We start from the raw sequence: 18,589 nt of genomic DNA, 5'->3' as shown, positions 1-18,589 counted from the left end.
GGATCCTTCCGGCTCAGGCAGCGGCGTAGCGGTTGGCGGGGCGGGCCAGGCCCAGCAGGCCGCGCAGGGTGCCGGCCTCATAGGCGCGGCGGAAGGCGCCCCGGCGCTGCAGTTCGGGGACCAGCCCCCGGGTGATCGCCGGGAGGTCGTGGCCGGCGACGGCGGGACGCAGCCGGAAACCGGTCAGCCCGGCGCTGTGCAGGTCCTGGAGCAGATCGGCGAGTTCGGAGGGCGTGCCGGTGAAGATGTGGGCATCACTCGTGTACGGCTGTCCCGCGAGTGCGTCGAGCCGTTCCCGGCGGGCGGTCGCGGCGGCCGGGTCGTCGTCGAGGAAGACGACCAGGTCGCCGAAGACATGGAGGGGTTCGGTGGCTCGCCCCACGGCGTTCTGCTCGGCGCGGATCCGGGCGACGATGGCGCGGGCCTCGTCGGCGTCGTGCGGGGTGACGTACCCGATGTCGGCGGCGCGGGCCACCAGCCGGTACGGGACGGTGTCGTGGGCGAGGGCGCTGACGATCGGCTGGCCCTGCGGCGGGCGGGGCGTGATGCCAGGGCCTCTGACGCTGAAGTGCCTGCCCTCGAAGTCGATGTAGTGCAGCTTGTCGCGGTCGATGAAGCGGCCGGTGACCGCGTCCCGGATCTCGGCGTCGTCCTCCCAGCTGTCCCACAGGCGGCGCACCACCTCCACGTAGTCGGCGGCCTCTTCGAAGAGGTCGGCCACCAGCTCCCGGGTGTCCGGGTGGTCGTAGGCCTCGATGCGCGGGACGGTGCGGCGGCCGAAGTGCGCGGCCTCGTTCGGGCGGGCGGTGATCTGCACGCGCAGGCCGGCGCGGCCGGCGCTGACGTAGTCGAGGGTGGCGATCGCCTTGGAGATGTGGAACGGCTCCGTGTGCGTGGAGACCACCGTCGGCACCAGACCTATATGCCGGGTCAACGGTGCGATGCGGGAGGCGATGAGGACGGCGTCGAGGCGTCCGCGGACCTGATCGGTGCGCTCGTCCGGGTCCAGGAAGTGAGAGGACTGAGGGCCGAGGCCGTCCTCGATGGTCACGAAATCGAGCAGACCGCGCTCGGCCTCGGCGACCAGATCGGCCCAGTATCCGGCAGTGAACAGGTCGCGCGGGCGGGCCACCGGCTCGCGCCAGGAGGAGGGGTGCCAGCCGGTGCCGTCCAGCGCGACGGCAAGGTGCAGGAAAGAAGAAGGTGTTGAGGACACGGGTGGGTGCCTTCCTGGAAGTCCGTGACGAGAACACCGGTCCCCCTCAGACAGGAGGAGGCAACGGCGGTGAAGGAACGGGTCAGGCACAACAGAGCGCGCCGGCTACGCGCTGTAGGTCTATGTGGGGCCGGGAGTGGAGGTGGGCGGCGTGGACTGTGGGCGTCACGTCCGCCACCTCCGTCCTCAGGGTCATGTGCGTCGGCGCCTCGTACATCTCGTCGTGAGTCACAACGCCCTGGCTTCGCGCGATGTTCCCGGGCTGCCGAACCGGGTGTGCGAGCGGCGTCGCAGGGTGAAGCCGATGGACTCGTACAGGCGGATCGCCGAGGCGTTGCCGGCGGCAGCATCCGCCACCGCGGGCGGCTGATCGCCATGGCCGGTGAGCGGATTCGCCCGCCCGAGCGCCGAGAGCTGCCGCCGACGCACCGAGCGTGGACGTGAGCAGGCTCGACAGCAAGGCGGTGGGTCCCTCCGAGCCCGGGCTCAGGCCGAGTGCGGGTGCTCGCAACAGCCGACCGCTACGACGCCGAGCCCGGTGACGGCTAGGGGCACTCCGTGGGCGGCCGCACCTGGTGCCGGTGCCGCTCACAGCGTGCCGAACAGGCGCGCGGCGTTGCGCAGGGCGTGCGTCGCGACCCGCTCGCCGAGGACGAGACCGGCCTCGTCGGCCGAGCGGGTGTGGATGCCGGAGTACACGCGGGCGTCCACGTTCTCCTGGGACAGTCGGCTCCAGGACGCGTAGGTGCGGGTCACTCCGGGGGCGGTGGGGCTGGTCAGCTGGAAGGGCGCCGTGCGGGGCCCGACGAGCGCCGAGAGGACCGCTTCCGCGGCGCCCGAGTACGTGTTGTGGCCGCTGGGGTAGTCGGGATGGGCCGGCGTGGTGTGCAGCGGCGTCCATGCGGGGTCGGGGTCGATCGAACCGGTACGGATGGCCGTGACCGGGCGCCACCGCAGATAGGCGTACTTGCTGTCGGAGGTGGCGATCTGCGTGTCCACCAGGGCGACGTGGAACAGGGCCACCAGTCTGGCCCGTCCGGCGCTGGAATGCGGTGACCGGGCGAGGGCCACCCGCAGTGGCTCGGTGTACAGCGTCAGTGAGGAACCGAGCCAGAAGGTGGCGGTCTCTGTCTGCTTCTGAGTGCGTACAGTGCTGTCCACGGCCCCGTAGGCACGGACTTCGGCCAGATCGGCGCGGTAACGCGCGGAGTCCGGGGCGGGCGGTGCGGGCAGCCGGTACTGGTCGGGGCTGTCCAGCAGGAAGGGCCGGGCGAGCCGGTTGCCGTACTGAGCGGCCGGGGCGTAGGCGGGCGGGGTCGGTTGCCACACTCCAGGAGCCGCCGGTGGGACGGCGAACGGAGCGTTGACCGAGGCCGGGTCGAGGCCGTCACCCTCGCGGGCGGCGAGCACCAGCCGCGCCTGGCGGGCGCCGGCCGCCACGCCTTTCGACTCGGCCGGTCCGTCGGGAACGCCCTGAAGCGTCGTGCGCAGAGCGGCGTCCAGTTCCTGAGTGCGGGAGGGGACCAGCGCCACCAGAGCGTCGTGTACGGCGGACGCCAGGGCCGCGTCCTGGAAGTCGCCCCGGTCGACGCCGGACGGCACCACGCGGGTGGCTCGGGCCGCCGCGAGCCAACTGACGGCCCAGGTCCGGCTGTTCGTGATCTGCGTAGGGGCGGCGTCCGCCGCGATGGTGGCCGCCGTCGTGTCGTACCAGTCGAGCGCGACGGATGAACGCGGCTGTTCCTCCACCACGGCAGCCGCGGCGGACGGGACGGTGACGGAGGCGGCCAGCAGGATGGCCGAACCCAGCGCCACCAGGACGGGACGGACGGGATGACGGGTTCTGAACGGGTTCACGCGTACTCCTTCGCGGACGTGCGGATGACCGGTGGTGTTGTTGACGCCGGGGAGTGAGCGGCGAGGTGAACCTGCCTGCGGAGCTTGGTCGTTGTGGTGTTCGTCGTGCGTCATCGGTCCGGCTCCGTGTCTCGGTCGTATCGGCCGGCGAGACGGGCAGGCCGAGGTGGTCGCGGAGAGTGCGGCCGGTGTAGTGGGCGCGGAACAGGCCGCGTTCGCGCAGCGCCGGTACGAGGTCGTGGACCACGGCGGACAGATCGGCGGGGGCGAGGTCGGGAGGAGGTGGAAGCCGTCGACACCGGTGGCCTCGTACCAGTCGGCGAGCAGACCGGCGAGGTCCGCGGCGGCGCCGGTGAAGCGCAGGTCGGCGGGCGGGAGGGCTCCGGGCCCGGTGCCGCCCCCGAGATCGACCGCGGCGTACCAGCGCCCGCAGCGCCTCCGGGTCACGTCCGGCATCCGCCGCCCGGCGCAGCAGCGCCCCGCGGGCGAGCGAGGCCGTGGAGGGCTGATCGGCGTCCAGGAGTACGACGTCGGCGTGGCTCGCGGCCAGCTCCCACTGCCCGTCCGAGTCGTGCCCGTCGAGGGGGCCGCGACGGGGTCACCGAGGGAGTTGAGGGCCGGTCAGACGGCCCGCTGCCGAGTCAGGCGCAACACGCGGCGGACCACACCCGACCGAAGTCGATGTGATCGCGCGAGACCAAGCGCTGCTGGGCATTCATGCGACTAATTGAGCAGTACATCGTGGCGCTCGTCAAGCAGCGCCCGGATGCCGGACCGCCCGGGGCCGGCGCCACCCTGGGCGCTGTCGACACATCGATGCCCTGGGCACATACGGTCGACAGCGGATCAGCCGCCCTGCCCGGCAGCCTTCCCGGCCGCGTTGAGGGACGCGGCGAATGTGACGACGCCGAGCCCCGGCCGCACCGTATGCACGCAGCACCTGTGCCGTTGCGCTCCCTGCGAGTGCCACCGGGTGGTCACCCACGCCTGCGATCCCCTCCGCCGGAGAGCCTCTCGATGGTCATGCCTTCCGAAGTCACGCCGGCCCCTGCGACGAAACCCCCGGATTCGGCCCCGACAGTTTGTTTAGTCAGTCAACAAGGCATCTGAGCTGCGAAAAAATGCGGAGCGGCAAGACGGTCAGGCTGTACGCCGGGTTCTGTTCCTGGCAAGAAGACAGCCGGGACAACCTGTCGGCATCCCTTCCCCGTCCAGTGCTCTTGAGGCCATGCATCGCTCGCTGCAGGCGAGTATTAAGGTGCAATCCGTCAGATGTACGCATCTGCCCGAATTTCGGAGCAACAAGCTCAGGGCACGTACAGCGCACTGGAAGGAAACGAAGCCGTGCATGGCGAGTACAAGGTGCCCGGCGGCAAGCTGGTCGTCGTAGATCTGGATGTCGAGGAAGGCGTCCTGCGCAACGTGCGAGTCGCCGGGGACTTCTTCCTGGAGCCGGACGAAGCGATCTTCTCGATCAACACAGCCCTTGAGGGGTCCCCCTCATCGACGGACGCTGCGGGGCTGGCCGCCCGGATCACGGCGGCGCTGCCTGAGTCGACCGTGATGCTCGGGCTGACGGCGGAGGGCGTCGGCATCGCCGTCCGGCGCGCTCTGGCCCACGCGACCGAGTGGAGCGACTACGACTGGCAGCTGGTGCACATGGAGCCGCAGGCACCGGCCCTCCACATGGCGTTGGACGAGGTGATCACCGCCGAGGTGGCCGCCGGGCGGCGAGCCCCGACCCTACGGGTATGGGAGTGGGCGTCCCCTTCCGTGGTGATCGGCAGCTTCCAGTCCCTGCGGAACGAGGTGGACCCCGAGGGGGCCGCGAAGCACGGGATCACCGTGGTTCGCCGAATCTCCGGTGGTGGGGCCATGTTCGTGGAGCCCATGAGTACGATCACGTACTCCCTGTCCGTACCGGAGTCCCTGGTCTCGGGCCTCTCCTTCGCAGACAGCTACACCTACCTCGACGACTGGGTGCTCGGCGCCCTCGGCGACATGGGCATCAAGGCGTGGTACCAGCCCCTGAACGACATCGCCACCGAGGCCGGCAAGATTGCCGGTGCGGCCCAGAAACGCATGGTGGGCCCTGATGGCGGTCCTGGAGCCGTCCTCCACCACGTGACGATGTCCTACGACATCGACGCCGACAAGATGCTCGACGTGCTCCGCATCGGCAAGGAGAAGATGTCCGACAAGGGGATCAAGAGCGCCAAGAAGCGCGTCGACCCGCTCCGCCGGCAGACGGGCCTCACGCGGGAGCAGGTCATCGAGAACATGGTCGCCTCCTTCCGCAACCGCTACGGGCTGATCACTGGCGAGGTCACGGCGGAAGAGATGGCCCGCGCGGAGGAACTGGTGCGGACGAAGTACACCTCCGAGGAGTGGACGGCGCGGGTTCCCTGACCGGCCCACCGCCCGCTCGGACCTGACGGGTCGTCGGCGGGACGGGGCGCCTCCCGCGGCACACCGGCCACCGCCCGGTCCTCTCACCGCCCGCCGTGCCCGGGCCATGCGTCGCCCGCCGCGCCCGGTCCTCTCACCACCGCCCCACGCCCGGTCCTCTCACCACCCACCACGCCCGGGCCGCGCGCCACCCACCACGCCCGGGCGGCGCGCCCAGTGTGACCGCCCGGGTACGCAGCGAGTTCGGCCTTCCGCGCCACCGGCAGTCGTGTGACACTGTCGTCCCGTCCGCAGTGCGGACTCCTCCGCACCGTCCGTCCCCCACGAGAAGTGCGCCGTGCGTGATTTTCCCCTGCCGCTCGCGCTCACCGCGCGTCTGTCCCCGGTCGTCGTGCTCGCCTGCGCGGGCTGGGCGCTGACCTCCGGCCCGGCGGCGCCCCGGGCCGAGGGGCGCCCCCCCGCCCCGCAGCAGGCCGGCGGCACCCGGCCGGCCCCCGCCCCGTCGAGCACGGCGGAGTCCAGGACGTACGCGTCGGCCCCCGCGCCGTGCACCGCCGTGGCCGCGAAGACGGTCGAGTCGCTCGTGCCGGGCGCGAAGACGGCGGGCAAGGAGATCCCCTCGACGGACACGCAGAAGCGCCGCACCTGCTCCTGGAACGCCCTGGACGGCTTCGACTACCGCTGGCTGGACGTGTCGTTCGAGGTCATGGGCTCGGACGCGGCGGCGCGCACGTCGTACGAGGAGCGGACGAAGGACAAGAGCGGCGGCGGCGCGGTCCCCGGGCTCGGCGACGCGGCGTACTCCGTCGTGAACCTCACCACCGAGGACAAGCAGCAGACGCGGGAGGGCGTGGTGCTGGCCCGGGCCGCAAACGCCCTGGTGGTCGTGACCTACAACGGCAGCGACTTCGAGACCAAGAAGGCGCCCGACACGGCGGAGATCAACACCGGCGCCATCAAGGCCGCCAAGGAAGCGGTGGCGGCGCTGCGGGACGGCCGGTAGGGGCCCGGACCGCCCCGACGGCGCGTCAGACGGCAGCGCGCGGCCGCCGGGTGAGCATGAGGGCCAGGTACAGCAGCATCGAGGTGCCGAGGCCCACCGCCCAGCCGTAGTCGGCGAGGGCGGACAGGGCCGGGACGGGCCGGCCGTCGAAGAGCGGATGCAGGTCCGCGCCGCCGACGGCGAGGACACCGCCCACGGCGAAGGCGACGACGGCCCGCCAGTTCCAGCCGCCGCGGTACCAGTAGCGCCCGCCCGGCCGGTACAGGTCGGCCAGGTCCAGGGCGGACCGGCGCAGGATCCAGTAGTCGGCGACGAGGATGCCGGCCACGGTGCCGAGCAGGCCGCCGACCAGGCCGAGCCAGGTGAAGATGTAGCCCTGCGGGTCGGAGTACAGCTTCCACGGGCAGATCAGCACGGCGAGCACGGCGGTGGCGAGCGCGCCGGCCCGGAAACTGACCCGCCGGGGGGCGACGTTGGAGAAGTCGAAGGCCGGGGAGACGAGGTTGGCCGCGATGTTGACCGACAGGGTGGCCACCAGCACGGTGACCAGGGCGTAGAGCAGGCCGACCACGCTGTCGGTCTTCGCCGCCAGCCGCACCGGGTCCCAGACGGGCTCGCCGTACACCGCCTGGGAGCCGGAGGTCACCAGCACCGACAGGAACGCGAACAGCGTCATGGTCGTCGGCAGGCCGAGGCTCTGGCCGAACGTCTGCGCCTTCTGGCTCCTGCCGTAGCGGGTGAAGTCGGGGATGTTCAGGGAGAGCGTGGACCAGAAGCCGATCATGCCCATGAGGGAGGGCGCGAACAGCTTCCAGAAGTCCGCTCCCCAGCCCAGTTTCGACGGCTGGCCGAAGAGCGGACCGAGGCCGCCGGCCCGGGCGCTCATCCACCACAGCATCACGAAGGCGCCGACCAGCACGAAGGGAGCCGCCCAGTTCTCGAAGCGGCGGATGGTCTCCATGCCCCGGTGGATGACGGCCACCTGGATCGCCCAGAAGATGGCGAACGACAGCCACATGGTCCAGGCGTGACCGCCGACCGTCGCCGCGTTCGCCCAGCCGTCCCCGATCAGCTTGCCGGCGAGGAAGTAGATCGCCTCGCCGCCGATCCAGGTCTGGATGCCGAACCAGCCGCAGGCCACCAGCGCCCGTACGACGGCGGGCAGGTTGGCGCCGCGGACGCCGAAGGAGGCGCGGGCGAAGACCGGGAAGGGGATGCCGTACTTCGGTCCGGCGTGCCCGGTGAGCAGCATCGGCACCAGCACGATCACGTTGGCCAGGGCGATGGTGAACACCGCCTGCTTCCAGTCCATGCCGACGGCGATGAGGCCGGAGGCCAGGGTCCAGGAGGCGGTGTTGTGGGCCATGCCGACCCACAGGGCGCAGAAGTTGTACGTGGTCCAGGTGCGCCGGGCGGCGGGGACGGGCAGCAGGTCCTCGTTGGCGTAGGGGCCGCTCGGCGGCTCGCTGCCGGGGGCGAGTTCCACGCGCCCGTCGGGGAGGGCGACCTGGGCGGTGGGCGGTATGGCGGTGGGTGCGGTGTCGGTCATGGGCAGCCCAATCGATGAGGTGGGTCGACGCCGGGCGGTGCGGGCGCCCGGCCCCTCCCCGGGGGAGCGGGGAGGGGGGACAGGGGGTGCGGGGACGGGAGCCGGCGGGGCCGGCGGGTCAGGAGCGCAGGGCGGGGATGACCTTCTGGCCGTAGGCGTCGATCACGGCCTCCTGCGCGTCGTGCATGTCGTACACGGCGAACTGGTCGACGCCCAGCTCGCGCAGCGCCTTCAGCTTCTCGACGTGCGCTTCGACGGGACCGATGAGGCAGAACCGGTCGACGATCCGGTCCGGCACGAACGCGGTGTCGGGGTTGCCGCTGCGTCCGTGGTGGGCGTAGTCGTAGCCCTGGCGGGCCTTGATGTAGTCGGTGAGCTCGTCGGGGACGGCGGCCGAATGCTCGCCGTAGCGGGCGACCAGGTCGGCGACGTGGTTGCCGACCATCCCGCCGAACCACCGGCACTGCTCGCGGGCGTGGGCCAGCGCCCCGGGCGAGTCGTCGGCGGTGACGTAGGCGGGGGCGGCGACGCAGACCGTGACGTCGGACGGGTCGCGCCCGGCCGCGGCCGCCGCGTCCTTCACCGTCTTGACCATGTACTCGGTGAGGTAGAGGTCGGCGAGCTGGAGGATGAAGCCGTCCGCCTGCTCCCCCGCCGTCCTCAGGGCCCTGGGCCCGTAGGCGGCCATCCACACCGGCAGTTCGGCGCCCGGCTTGATCCATGGGAACCTGACCACCGTGCCGCCGCCGAGGTCGGCCTCCTCGCCCCGGGCCAGCGCCCGGATCACCCGCATGGCCTCGCTGATCCGGGCGAGGGTGACGGGTTTGCGGCCGGCGACGCGCATGGCGGAGTCGCCGCGGCCGATGCCGCAGACGGTGCGGTTGCCGAACATGTCGTTGAGGGTGGCGAAGGTGGAGGCGGTGACCTCCCAGGTGCGGGTCCCCGGGTTGGTGACCATCGGGCCGACCGTCAGCTTTTCGGTGGCGGCGAGGATCTGGCTGTAGATCACGAACGGCTCCTGCCACAGCACGGCGGAGTCGAAGGTCCAGCCGTGCGTGAAGCCGTTGCGCTCGGCCCGTTGCATGAGGCCGACGACGCGGGAGGCCGGCGGGTCGGTCTGCAGGACGAGTCCAAAGTCCATGGCGCCACTCCTAGTCGAGGTACTGGCAGGTGGAGCGCGGGGTGTAGACGCCGTGACCGGCGCGTCCGGTGAACTCCCGCTCGGTGACGACCCATTCGCCGCGCGAGAGGACCGTCTCGACGCGGCCGGTGACGCGCGTGCCCTCGTACGCCGAGTAGTCCACGTTCATGTGGTGCTCGGCGGCGGAGATGACCTGCTCGGCGTGCGGGTCGTAGACGACGACGTCGGCGTCGGCGCCGGGGGCGATGGTGCCCTTCTTCGGGTACAGGCCGAACATGCGCGCCGGGGTGGCGCAGGCGATCTCGATCCAGCGGCGGCGGGAGATCCGCCCGTCGACGACGGCCTGGTGGAGCAGGTCCATGCGGTGCTCCACGCCGGGCATGCCGTTGGGGATCTTCGAGAAGTCGCCGCGGCCCAGCTCCTTCTGGCCGGCGAAGCAGAACGGGCAGTGGTCGGTGGAGACCACCTGCAGGTCGTTGCGGCGCAGGCCCTGCCACAGGGCGGCCTGGTGCTCCCTGGGCCGCAGCGGCGTCGAGCACACGTACTTGGCGCCCTCGAAGTCCGGCTCGGCGAGGTTGTCGGTGGACAGGAAGAGGTACTGGGGGCAGGTCTCGCCGAAGACGCTGACCCCGTCGGCGCGGGCCCGGGCCAGTTCGGCGACCGCCTCCCGCGCCGAGACGTGGACGACGTACAGGGGCGCGCCCGCGACCTGCGCCAGCCTGATGGCGCGGTGGGTGGCCTCGGCCTCCAGCAGGGCCTTGCGCACCTCGCCGTGGTGGCGCGGGTCGGTCTCGCCGCGGGCCAGGGCCTGCTCGACCAGCACGTCGATCGCGATGCCGTTCTCCGCGTGCATCATGATCAGGCCGCCGTTTCCGGCGGCGCGCTGCATGGCGCGCAGGATCTGGCCGTCGTCGCTGTAGAAGACGCCGGGGTAGGCCATGAACTGCTTGAAGGAGGTCACCCCCTCCTCCACCAGCAGGTCCATCTCCTTCAGCGTCTCCTGGTTCACATCGGAGACGATCATGTGGAAGCCGTAGTCGACGGCGCAGTTGCCCTCGGCCTTGGCGTGCCAGGCGTCCAGGCCCTCGCGCAGGGCGCCGCCGACGCTCTGGACGGCGAAGTCGACGATCGTCGTCGTCCCGCCCCAGGCCGCGGCCCGGGTGCCGGTCTCGAAGGTGTCGGAGGCGTAGGTGCCGCCGAAGGGCATCTCCATGTGGGTGTGCCCGTCGACGCCGCCCGGGATCACGTACTTCCCGGTCGCGTCGAGGGTGCGCTCGGCCGTGAACGCGTCGGCGGCCGGGGTGCCGGAGGCGGCGAGGGCGGCGATGCGGCCGTCCTCGATCAGGACGTCGGCGTGGATCTCCTCGGAGGCGGTGACGACGAGGCCGCCACGGATGACGGTACGGCTCATGCTCCCTCTCCTTCCGGTCGTGGGTGCTCTGGGGGAAGCCCGCGGCTGCCGCGGGCGGGCGCCGGCGGTGTGCCGGTTCCGGGGGCCCGGTGCCGCGGGCCCGGCCGGCCGGGCCCGCGGCGGGGCGCGGCGGTCAGGGCGCGGTCAGCGGGGAGTAGGCGCCCGGCGCGCGGTCGCGGTAGAACTGCCAGCGGTCGCGGACCTCGCGCAGCTTCGCCGTGTCCAGGTCGCGCACGACGAGTTCGGTCTCCTTGTCGCTCGCCACCTCGCCGACGAACTGCGCCTCGGGGTCGACGAAGTACGACGTGCCGTAGAAGTCGTTGTCGCCCAGTTCCTCGACGCCGACCCGGTTGATCGCCCCGACGAAGTACTCGTTGGCGACGGCGGCCGCCGGCTGCTCCAGCTGCCACAGGTAGCCGGACAGGCCGCGCGAGGTGGCCGACGGGTTGAACACGATCTCCGCGCCGGCCAGGCCGAGGGCGCGCCAGCCCTCCGGGAAGTGGCGGTCGTAGCAGATGTACACGCCGATCCGGCCGGCGGCGGTGTCGAAGACGGGCCAGCCGCTGTTGCCGGGGCGGAAGTAGAACTTCTCCCAGAAGCCCCTCACCTGGGGGATGTGGGTCTTGCGGTACTTGCCGAGGTAGGAGCCGTCGGCGTCGATCACGGCGGCGGTGTTGTAGAGGACGCCGGGCTGCTCCTCCTCGTACATCGGCAGGACGAGGACGAGGCCCAGTTCCCTGGCCAGGGCCTGGAAGCGGCGTACGACGGGTCCTTCGGGGATCTGCTCCGCGTACGCGTAGAACGCCGGGTCCTGGACCTGGCAGAAGTACGGCCCGTAGAACAGCTCCTGGAAGCAGAGCACCTGGGCGCCCTGCGCGGCGGCGTCGCGGGCCGCCCGCTCGTGGACCTCGGTCATCGACTCCTTGTCGCCGGTCCAGGCGGTCTGGAAGAGGGCGGCACGGATCACTCTGCTCATCGGGACCTCCACTGGCTCGGTGTGCGGCGAGCGTAGGAACTGGGCGAGCGCGCCGTGAGGTGCACCGTGTCACGTCTGCGGGGGTGCGGCGTGCCACCGTGTCACCCTGGTCCTGTCCCATGTTTCACCGCCGTCGTCCCAGGTCGTCGCAGGTTTCACTCCTGTTGCGCATCGTGCGCGAGCAGGGCGATGTGCACGGACGCGGCCTGCTCGAAGTCGTCGAGGTCCACCCCGAGCCGTGCCTGTATGGCCTCCAGCCGGCGGTACAGCGCGGGCCGGGAGACGTGGTGGAGCCGTGCGGTGCGGGACTTGTTGCGGCCGGTGGCGAGGTACGTCCGCAGCACGGCCAGCAGGTCGTCGCCGGCCGGGCCCAGCAGGCCGTCCAGTTCCCGCTCGGCGAAGGACTGCACGTGCGGGTCGTCCCGCAGCAGGCGGATCAGGCCGCGCAGGTGGACGTCGCCGAGGCGGACGACGGCGGGGAGGTCGCGGGCGGCCGTGGAGTCGCCGACGGCGTGCGCGACGTGCCGTGCCTCGCGCAGTCCGGCGGGCACGTCGTCCCAGGCGGTGCGGGGTGCCGCGGCGGCGACGACCGTGCGGGCGTCGCCGGACTCGGTGCGCAGCCGCTGGGCGAGGTGCGCGGTGAGCGCGTCGGCGTCCTGGTCCCGGGCGAGGCTGAGCAGGACGGCGGTGGTGCCGTCGGCGAACCCGGCGACCAGTCCGGGCAGTCCGACGAGCCGCAGCAGCCGGTCGAGTTCGGCGGGGCCGCCGTCGCGGACGGCCAGCGGCACGAACGTCCGCCGGTTGACGGGGAGTCCGGCGGCGCGGGCCCGGGGCAGCAGCTGCCGGGCCGGGACGACGCCGCTCTCCAGGTCGGTCAGCAGGCCGCGCGCGGACTGCTCCTCCCAGGTCGCGGCGGGTCCGCCGAGCATCCGGTGCAGGACGACGGCCTCGGCGGCGCGGTCCACGAGCAGCCGCCCGGTGGCGGTGTCGCCGCGGTGCCCGCACAGCACGATCCGGCCCCACCGCTCCCCGCGCCCGCCCAGCTCGGCGCGGATCCAGCCGGCGCCCTCGCTGCCTCCCCCAGTGCCTGAAAGGCCTGGGTGGTGCCCCCATGCCTGCCGGGCGATGCGCTCCCAGTCGCGCAGCACGTCGTCCACCGCGGACCGCTCCCCCGCCGTGGCGAGGACGCGGTGGGCGAGGTTGGTGAGGACGACGGGGCAGGCGCTGCGCCGGGCCACCTCGTCGAGCAGGCGCTGCAGGGGAGCGCCCGCGGTGATGAGTCCGGTGAGCGCCGTGCGGACCTCCTCGGACAGGCTGACGGCGGCGAAGTTGCGCCGCACCAGGCGGGACTGGACCTCCTCGGTCAGCTGGGCGAAGGGGAAGGGGCGGTGCAGGACGACCAGGGGCAGCCCACAGCGCTCGGCGGCGCGGCGCATCGCGTCGGGCGCGGCGGGGAAGGCGCGGCCGAGTCCGAGGACGACGGCGGCGGCCTCCGCGCGGTGCAGGGAGCGGATGTACTCGGTCTGCTTGTCCTCGTCGCCGGCGAGGAGCACGCCGGTGGTGAGCACCATCTCGCCGCCGCTGAGCATCACGCCGACGTCGGCGGCCTCGGCGACGTGCACCCAGCGCACGGGCCGGTCGAGCCGGCTCGCGCCGGCGACCACCTCGGGTTCGCCGGCGCGCACCCGCTCCAGGGTGAGGACCTGCCGCACGGACAGCACCGGCCCCGGCGGTTCCGCGGGGGTCTGGGCCGCCCGGCCGGAGGCGGGCTCCGGTGGCCGGGCGGGCCCCCGGGGCGGCTGCGGCGGGCCGGGCCCGGGCCGCTCGGCGGGCCGGGCGGGGGACAGCGGTTTCCGTGGCTCCGAGGCGGTGGCCATGGCGGTGTTCCCTTGCTCGGGCCGGTGCTGCTACCAGGCGCTGCGCAGCGCGCGTTCGAGGATCGCGGCGCCTTCCTCGGCCTCCGCGACGGTGAGGCTGAGCGGCGGTGCGACGCGCAGGGCGCTGGTGTGGTGGCCGCCGCCCTTGCCGATGAGCAGCCCGCCGTCGCGGGCGGCCTCCAGCACCGTCGCGGCCGCCCGCGGATCGGCCTCGTCGGTGCCCGGTTCGACCAGTTCGACGCCGATCATCAGTCCGCGTCCGCGGACCTCCCGCACGCCGGGCAGCTGTGCGGCGACGGACCGCAGCCGCTCGATGAGCAGGCCGCCGACGCGGCGGGCGTTGCCCTGGAGGTCGTGCTCCAGGAGGTAGGTGAGGTTGGCGAGGCCGGCCGCCATGGTGATCTGGGTGCCGCCGAACGTGGAGATGCTGTTGGCGTCCAGGCAGTTCATGATGTCGGCCCGGGCGACGACGCCGCCGATGGACATGCCGTTGCCGATGCCCTTGGCGAAGGTGAGCATGTCGGGCGGGCCGCTGCGGCCGTGCGCCTGCCAGCCCCAGAAGTGGTCGCCGGTACGGCCCCAGCCGGTCTGGACCTCGTCGGCGATCCACAGGACGCCGTGCTCCCGCAGCACCTCCCGGAAGGCCGCGTACAGGCCGTCGGGCGGTGAGGTGAAGCCGCCGACGCCCTGGACGGGCTCGGCGATCAGCGCGGCGGGCGCCCGGGTGTGGCCGAGCAGGTCCTTGAGGTCGTCGACGCAGGCCGCGATGAACTCGTCGTCGCCGAGGTGCGCGAACGGGCCGCGGGTGCGCACGCCGCCGTGGACGTACAGCGTCTGCAGCGGGGACAGCGAGGTCGGGGACCAGCCGCGGTTGCCGGTGACGCCGACGGCGCTGAAGGAACGGCCGTGGTAGCTGTTGCGCATGGCCAGGACCGTGTTGCTGCGCCGGTACGTCGTGGCGAGCAGCAGCGCGGTGTCGTTGGCCTCGGTGCCCGAGGTGGTGAAGAAGACGCGGGCGTCCGGGATGCCGCTGAGCTGGGCGACGCGCTCGGCGAGTTCGACCATCGGCCGGTTGAGGTAGAGCGTGGAGGAGTGGATGATCCGCCCCACCTGCTCGCTCACCGCCTTGGTCACCTCGGGCAGGGCGTGCGCGGTCATCGTCGTCAGGATGCCGCCGAAGAAGTCCAGGTAGCGTCGGCCGTCGGCGTCCCAGACGTACCGGCCCTCGCCGTGGGTGATCTCCAGCGGGTCGTCGTAGTAGAGGGCGAGCCAGTCGGGCAGGACGGCCCGGTGGCGGGCGTACAGGTCGCTCATGGCTGCACCAGCCCTTCGTAGGCGTCGGGGCGGCGGTCGCGGTAGAAGGCCCACTGCTGCCGCACCTGGTCGATCAGGTCGAAGTCGAGGTCGCGGACGACGAGTTCCTCCTTGGTGTCGCCGGCGACGTCCCCGACGAACTGCCCGCGCGGGTCGACGAAGTAGCTCGTGCCGTAGAAGTCGTTGTCGCCGTAGAGTTCCTGGCCGACGCGGTTGATCGCGGCGACGAAGTACTCGTTGGCGACGGCGGCGGCGGGCTGTTCCAGCCGCCACAGGTGCGCGGACAGGCCGCGGTGGGTGGCGGACGGGTTGTAGACGAGCTGCGCGCCGTTCAGGCCGAGCTGGCGCCAGCCCTCCGGGAAGTGCCGGTCGTAGCAGATGTACACGCCGACCCGGCCGACGGCGGTGTCGAAGACGGGCCAGCCGAGGTTGCCGGGCCTGAAGTAGTACTTCTCCCAGAAGCCCCTCACCTGCGGGATGTGGTGCTTGCGGTACTTGCCGAGGTAGGAGCCGTCGGCGTCGATCACGGCGGCGGTGTTGTAGTGGAAGCCCGGCTGTTCGACCTCGAAGACCGGGGCGACGACCACCATGCCGGTCTCGCGGGCGAGGTCCCGCATGCGGCGCACCGTCGGCCCGTCGGGGACCGGCTCGGCCCAGCGGTAGTGCTCCGGTTCCTGGACCTGGCAGAAGTAGGGGGCGTTGAAGACCTCCTGGAACCCGATGATCCGCGCGCCCTGCCGGGCCGCCTCACGGGCGTGCTCCTCGTGCTTGGCGATCATGGACGCGGTGTCGCCGGTCCAGGTGGCCTGGACCAGGGCAGCGCGGACGATGCTGGCCATGAGCTGCTCCTTCGACGGGACGTCAGAGCCTCTACACCCGTAGAGCAGGCCGTAGAGGGTCGAACGTAAGCCTCCGTGACGGCCTTGCCAAGACCATCGTCAGCGAAGCGCCGAGTCGATCTCGTTTCGCACTCCGGTGGGTGAGCGGCGGGCCGGTGGACGGGGCCGTCCGGGGCGCGCCGGCGCGTCCGCGGCAGTGCGCGGACGCCCCAGCCGTCAGGACGGGGCCGGCAGCGGGGCGACCGCCCGGGCCAGGAGGGCCTGGGGCGCCGGGTCGGCCTGGAGGGCGGGGAGCAGCAGCAGCCACAGGTGGGTCAGGCGGTCCTCGATCAGCAGGCGGCCGTCGAGGACGTCGGAGAGCGTGTGCAGCCCGAAGAAGGCGGCCACCACGGTGGCGGCGTCGCGACCCGGGTCCGCCGAGGCGGCGAGGTCCCCTTCGGTGCCCGCCTGGGCGAGCATGCGTTGGACCGTGGCGATCCAGTCCACGAACGGCGGAGGCATGTCCACGTCGATGGCGCGCCGCTCGGACCACAGCCGCGCGCCCGCGCGGACGAGGACGTCGTCGCGGAACGCGCGGGCGACGGCGAAGCTCAGCCGCACCAGTTTCTCCAGGGCCGGCGCGGCCGTCGCCTCGTGCTGCTCGACCAGGGCGGGCCAGGCCGCGAAATGGGCGTTCACCACGGCGAGGGCGAGCTGTTCCTTGCTGGTGTAGTGGAAGTAGACGGCGCCACTGGTGCGGCCGGACCGTTCGCTGATGTCCGCGATACTGGTGGCCCCATATCCCCGTTCGTAGAACAGATGAGCTGCCGCCTGCAAAACGGCCCTGCGGGTTTCCTCCGCACGTTCCTGCACGCGTTCGTCCTTGTCCCTAGGTGGTCGCAAAGGAGGAATGTAGCGGCCTTTGCCGCGCGACCGGGAGGACCGCGCATGCGAGACCCGCAATAGTCTTATTAGCCTTTTTCCATGGACTCCGGGCAGCGCACGCGGGACTCGAACACCTCGTTACCCCGATTCGGCCGCGGTGTGGACGACGCCCTCCTTTCGTCGCTGAGCCGCTCCAGGACGGTGGAGCGCGAACTGGTGCACCGGGTCTCGGTGGCCGAGGTCCTGCTGACCGACGTCCGCCGGTACGGCCCGCTCGCGTTCTGCGCCGCCGCCGCGTGGACGCGCTCGCATCCCACGTTCCCCCGCGGGCGCGACGAACGGCACAGCCCCTGGATGATCGCGGAGACCCTGCGGCAGCTCGGCATCTACATCCCGCTGCGCCACCTCGGCGTACCGGGCACGGCCCGCTTCCTGATCAGCGACCTGTCCTTCACCCTCGACCCCGGCGCCGAGCCCCGGGCGCCGCACGGCGCCGGCGAGATCACCTGCCTGGTGTCCGTCGGCGACCTGCGCACCGGCCGGAACGGGGGTCCGGTGACCGGGCTGCGCCTGCGGGCCGCCTTCCTCACCGGCAGGACGACCTTCGCGCGAGCGTCGGGCGGGGCGCGCTTCCTGGACGCCGCACGGTACGAGGAGGTCCGGTCGGCGGCCACCGCGTCCGTGCCGGCCGCCGCCGGGCCCGCGCCGGCCGCTGCCGGCGCGCGGCCGGAACCCGCGCTCCTGGGGCTCGCGTCGGAGGCGGACCTCGTCGTGACCGTGGCGGGCGACGACCTGCTGGTCGCCCCCGCCGACCCCCGCCACCCCTTCCTCTTCGACCACGGCACGGACCACGTTCCGGGCATGGCCCTGCTGGAGGCGGCACGGCAGGCAATCGCGCTGCGCAGCGGAGGACGTCTGGTCCGGCCGGTCTCCTGCCGCCTGTCGGCCCTGAGATTCACGGAACACACGCCACCCGCCGTCGTTCACTGTTCCGTCCGGGACCGCACCGGCGTTTTCGCATTCCGGCAGGACGGCGGAACGACGGCCGAAGGGGTTCTGCGCTACCCGTGAAACGTCACCCACACGTGCGTATTGCGGTGGCAAACATTCACGACGCCCGAAAGGGAGCGTAACGTTCATTACGTTTCCGGTTCCGAATGGCGGCGGGACCACCGCAGTCCACTGCGCGTGGCCGCCGCATTCGTCAACCGGCCTTGACCGCCTGCGAATTCAAGCGATCGGCGAGTGAAGGCTTTTTTCGCAGGCGCACCGACGCTCCTGACCGGCGGATCGTGCCGCCTTCCGGCAGTTCCGTCCTGCCCCAGAACGGCAACAGCTCATGACGACACATCACATGTTCGACCTCGACTGGACGCCGGAAGGCGTCGTCTTCGACTGCGACGGCACGCTCGTGGACTCCGAACAGCACTGGCAGGAAGCCCGTTTCATCGTCCTGCGCGACGCCGGCTGCGCTCCCGACGAGGAGTTCGCCGAGCACGCGAAGGGCCTGCACTACACGGAGTGCGGCGCCCTGATGGCCCGGCTCGCCGGTCGTCCGGACGGCGCCGAGGAGATGACACGGCACCTCCTGGAGACCTTCCGCGCCCTCGCCGCCCGCCGTCCCGTGGCCATGCGCGGCGCGCGGGACCTGGTGGCGGAGCTCAGCCGGGTCGCGCCGCTGGCCGTGGCCAGCAACTGCCCCGCGGACGTGGTGGAGTTCTGCCTGGAGTCCGTGGGCCTGCGGCACCACTTCCGGCACCTCGTCGTGCCCGGCGGGCCGGTCCGCCCCAAGCCGCACCCCGACACCTACGCGGAGGCCGTGCGGCGCCTCGGCGTGAAGCCCGGCGACGCACTGGCCGTGGAGGACTCGGTCAACGGGCTGAGAGCCGCCGCCGGCGCGGGACTGCGGGTCGTCGGGGTGGGTCCGCGGCCCGGACCCGAGGCCGCCGCCCTCGCCGACCTGTGGGTCGGCGGGCTGGACAACCCCGGTCTGGCGGCCTGGGCGGCGAGCCGCCCCACGGACCTGCGCCCGGAGGCCGGCCGGGGCGCCCCGCGCTCGGCACCGTCCGCGCCGACGGTGCCCCGGCCGGGCGGTCCCACACGCTCCGGCACGACGACCTCACCGTGACCTCG

The 18,589-nt window shown here is 72.3% G+C and carries 15 protein-coding genes; 4 read left to right on the top strand and 11 right to left on the bottom strand.

Going from position 1 to position 18,589, the window contains the following annotated elements; translation table 11 throughout:
- Window positions 1-13 precede the first annotated feature (13 nt).
- The 3 genes from ABZ920_RS22475 to ABZ920_RS22465 all read right to left on the bottom strand — a co-directional run bounded on the left by ABZ920_RS22475 (window position 14) and on the right by ABZ920_RS22465 (window position 3,073).
- Window positions 14-1,216, bottom strand: a complete 1,203-nt coding sequence (locus ABZ920_RS22475; RefSeq protein WP_361507761.1) for an LLM class flavin-dependent oxidoreductase — start codon at window positions 1,214-1,216, stop codon at window positions 14-16.
- 82 nt (window positions 1,217-1,298) lie between these two features.
- Window positions 1,299-1,412: a putative leader peptide gene (locus tag ABZ920_RS22470; protein WP_361507875.1), complete on the bottom strand. Its 114-nt coding sequence runs from the start codon at window positions 1,410-1,412 to the stop codon at window positions 1,299-1,301.
- A 392-nt stretch (window positions 1,413-1,804) separates the two neighbouring features.
- A complete protein-coding gene (locus ABZ920_RS22465; protein WP_361507758.1) occupies window positions 1,805-3,073 on the bottom strand; it encodes a vanadium-dependent haloperoxidase in 1,269 nt (422 codons plus the stop codon).
- 1,344 nt (window positions 3,074-4,417) lie between these two features.
- On the opposite strand from ABZ920_RS22465, the gene ABZ920_RS22460 reads away from it, so the two are divergent.
- A complete protein-coding gene (locus ABZ920_RS22460) occupies window positions 4,418-5,482 on the top strand; it encodes a biotin/lipoate A/B protein ligase family protein (protein WP_361507755.1) in 1,065 nt (354 codons plus the stop codon).
- A gap of 337 nt (window positions 5,483-5,819) precedes the next feature.
- Window positions 5,820-6,485 carry a hypothetical protein gene (locus ABZ920_RS22455; RefSeq protein WP_361507752.1) on the top strand — a complete coding sequence of 222 codons (666 nt, stop codon included), beginning with the start codon at window positions 5,820-5,822 and terminating at the stop codon, window positions 6,483-6,485.
- A 25-nt stretch (window positions 6,486-6,510) separates the two neighbouring features.
- Here ABZ920_RS22455 and ABZ920_RS22450 read toward each other — a convergent pair whose 3' ends face one another.
- The 8 genes from ABZ920_RS22450 to ABZ920_RS22415 form a co-directional block, all read right to left on the bottom strand.
- The gene (locus tag ABZ920_RS22450) at window positions 6,511-8,034 is read right to left on the bottom strand and encodes an NCS1 family nucleobase:cation symporter-1 (RefSeq protein ID WP_361507749.1); all 1,524 of its coding nucleotides are present in this window, start codon (window positions 8,032-8,034) and stop codon (window positions 6,511-6,513) included.
- 118 nt (window positions 8,035-8,152) lie between these two features.
- Complete coding sequence (locus ABZ920_RS22445; protein WP_361507746.1) at window positions 8,153-9,175, bottom strand: TIGR03842 family LLM class F420-dependent oxidoreductase; 1,023 nt, start codon at window positions 9,173-9,175, stop codon at window positions 8,153-8,155.
- 10 nt (window positions 9,176-9,185) lie between these two features.
- On the bottom strand, window positions 9,186-10,586 hold the full coding sequence (gene hydA, locus ABZ920_RS22440) for a dihydropyrimidinase (protein WP_361507743.1): 1,401 nt from the start codon (window positions 10,584-10,586) through the stop codon (window positions 9,186-9,188).
- Window positions 10,587-10,719: 133 nt separating this feature from the next.
- A complete protein-coding gene (locus tag ABZ920_RS22435) occupies window positions 10,720-11,562 on the bottom strand; it encodes a nitrilase-related carbon-nitrogen hydrolase (RefSeq protein WP_361507740.1) in 843 nt (280 codons plus the stop codon).
- 155 nt (window positions 11,563-11,717) lie between these two features.
- On the bottom strand, window positions 11,718-13,439 hold the full coding sequence (locus ABZ920_RS22430; protein WP_361507737.1) for a PucR family transcriptional regulator: 1,722 nt from the start codon (window positions 13,437-13,439) through the stop codon (window positions 11,718-11,720).
- Between the two features lie 30 nt (window positions 13,440-13,469).
- Window positions 13,470-14,753: an aspartate aminotransferase family protein gene (locus ABZ920_RS22425; RefSeq protein WP_361507734.1), complete on the bottom strand. Its 1,284-nt coding sequence runs from the start codon at window positions 14,751-14,753 to the stop codon at window positions 13,470-13,472.
- Window positions 14,750-15,592 carry a nitrilase-related carbon-nitrogen hydrolase gene (locus tag ABZ920_RS22420; protein WP_361507732.1) on the bottom strand — a complete coding sequence of 281 codons (843 nt, stop codon included), beginning with the start codon at window positions 15,590-15,592 and terminating at the stop codon, window positions 14,750-14,752. The genes ABZ920_RS22425 and ABZ920_RS22420 overlap by 4 nt, the downstream gene beginning before the upstream one ends.
- A gap of 216 nt (window positions 15,593-15,808) precedes the next feature.
- Window positions 15,809-16,444, bottom strand: coding sequence for a ScbR family autoregulator-binding transcription factor (locus ABZ920_RS22415; RefSeq protein ID WP_361507730.1), 636 nt, complete (start codon window positions 16,442-16,444; stop codon window positions 15,809-15,811).
- A gap of 111 nt (window positions 16,445-16,555) precedes the next feature.
- Here ABZ920_RS22415 and ABZ920_RS22410 point away from each other — a divergent pair, with 111 nt between their 5' ends.
- Together ABZ920_RS22410 and ABZ920_RS22405 are read left to right on the top strand one after the other, a co-directional pair.
- Window positions 16,556-17,527 (top strand): ScbA/BarX family gamma-butyrolactone biosynthesis protein, encoded by a 972-nt coding sequence (locus ABZ920_RS22410; protein ID WP_361507727.1) that lies wholly within the window; start codon window positions 16,556-16,558, stop codon window positions 17,525-17,527.
- A gap of 268 nt (window positions 17,528-17,795) precedes the next feature.
- Entirely contained in the window at window positions 17,796-18,584 is a 789-nt protein-coding gene (locus tag ABZ920_RS22405; protein ID WP_361507724.1) for an HAD family phosphatase, read from the top strand.
- Window positions 18,585-18,589 lie beyond the last annotated feature (5 nt).

The sequence above is a fragment of the Streptomyces sp. NPDC046831 genome, assembly GCF_040645305.1.
Classification (GTDB): domain Bacteria; phylum Actinomycetota; class Actinomycetes; order Streptomycetales; family Streptomycetaceae; genus Streptomyces.
The sequence above is the reverse complement of the archived record's forward strand: the minus strand, read 5'-3'. Positions and strand labels throughout refer to the sequence as shown.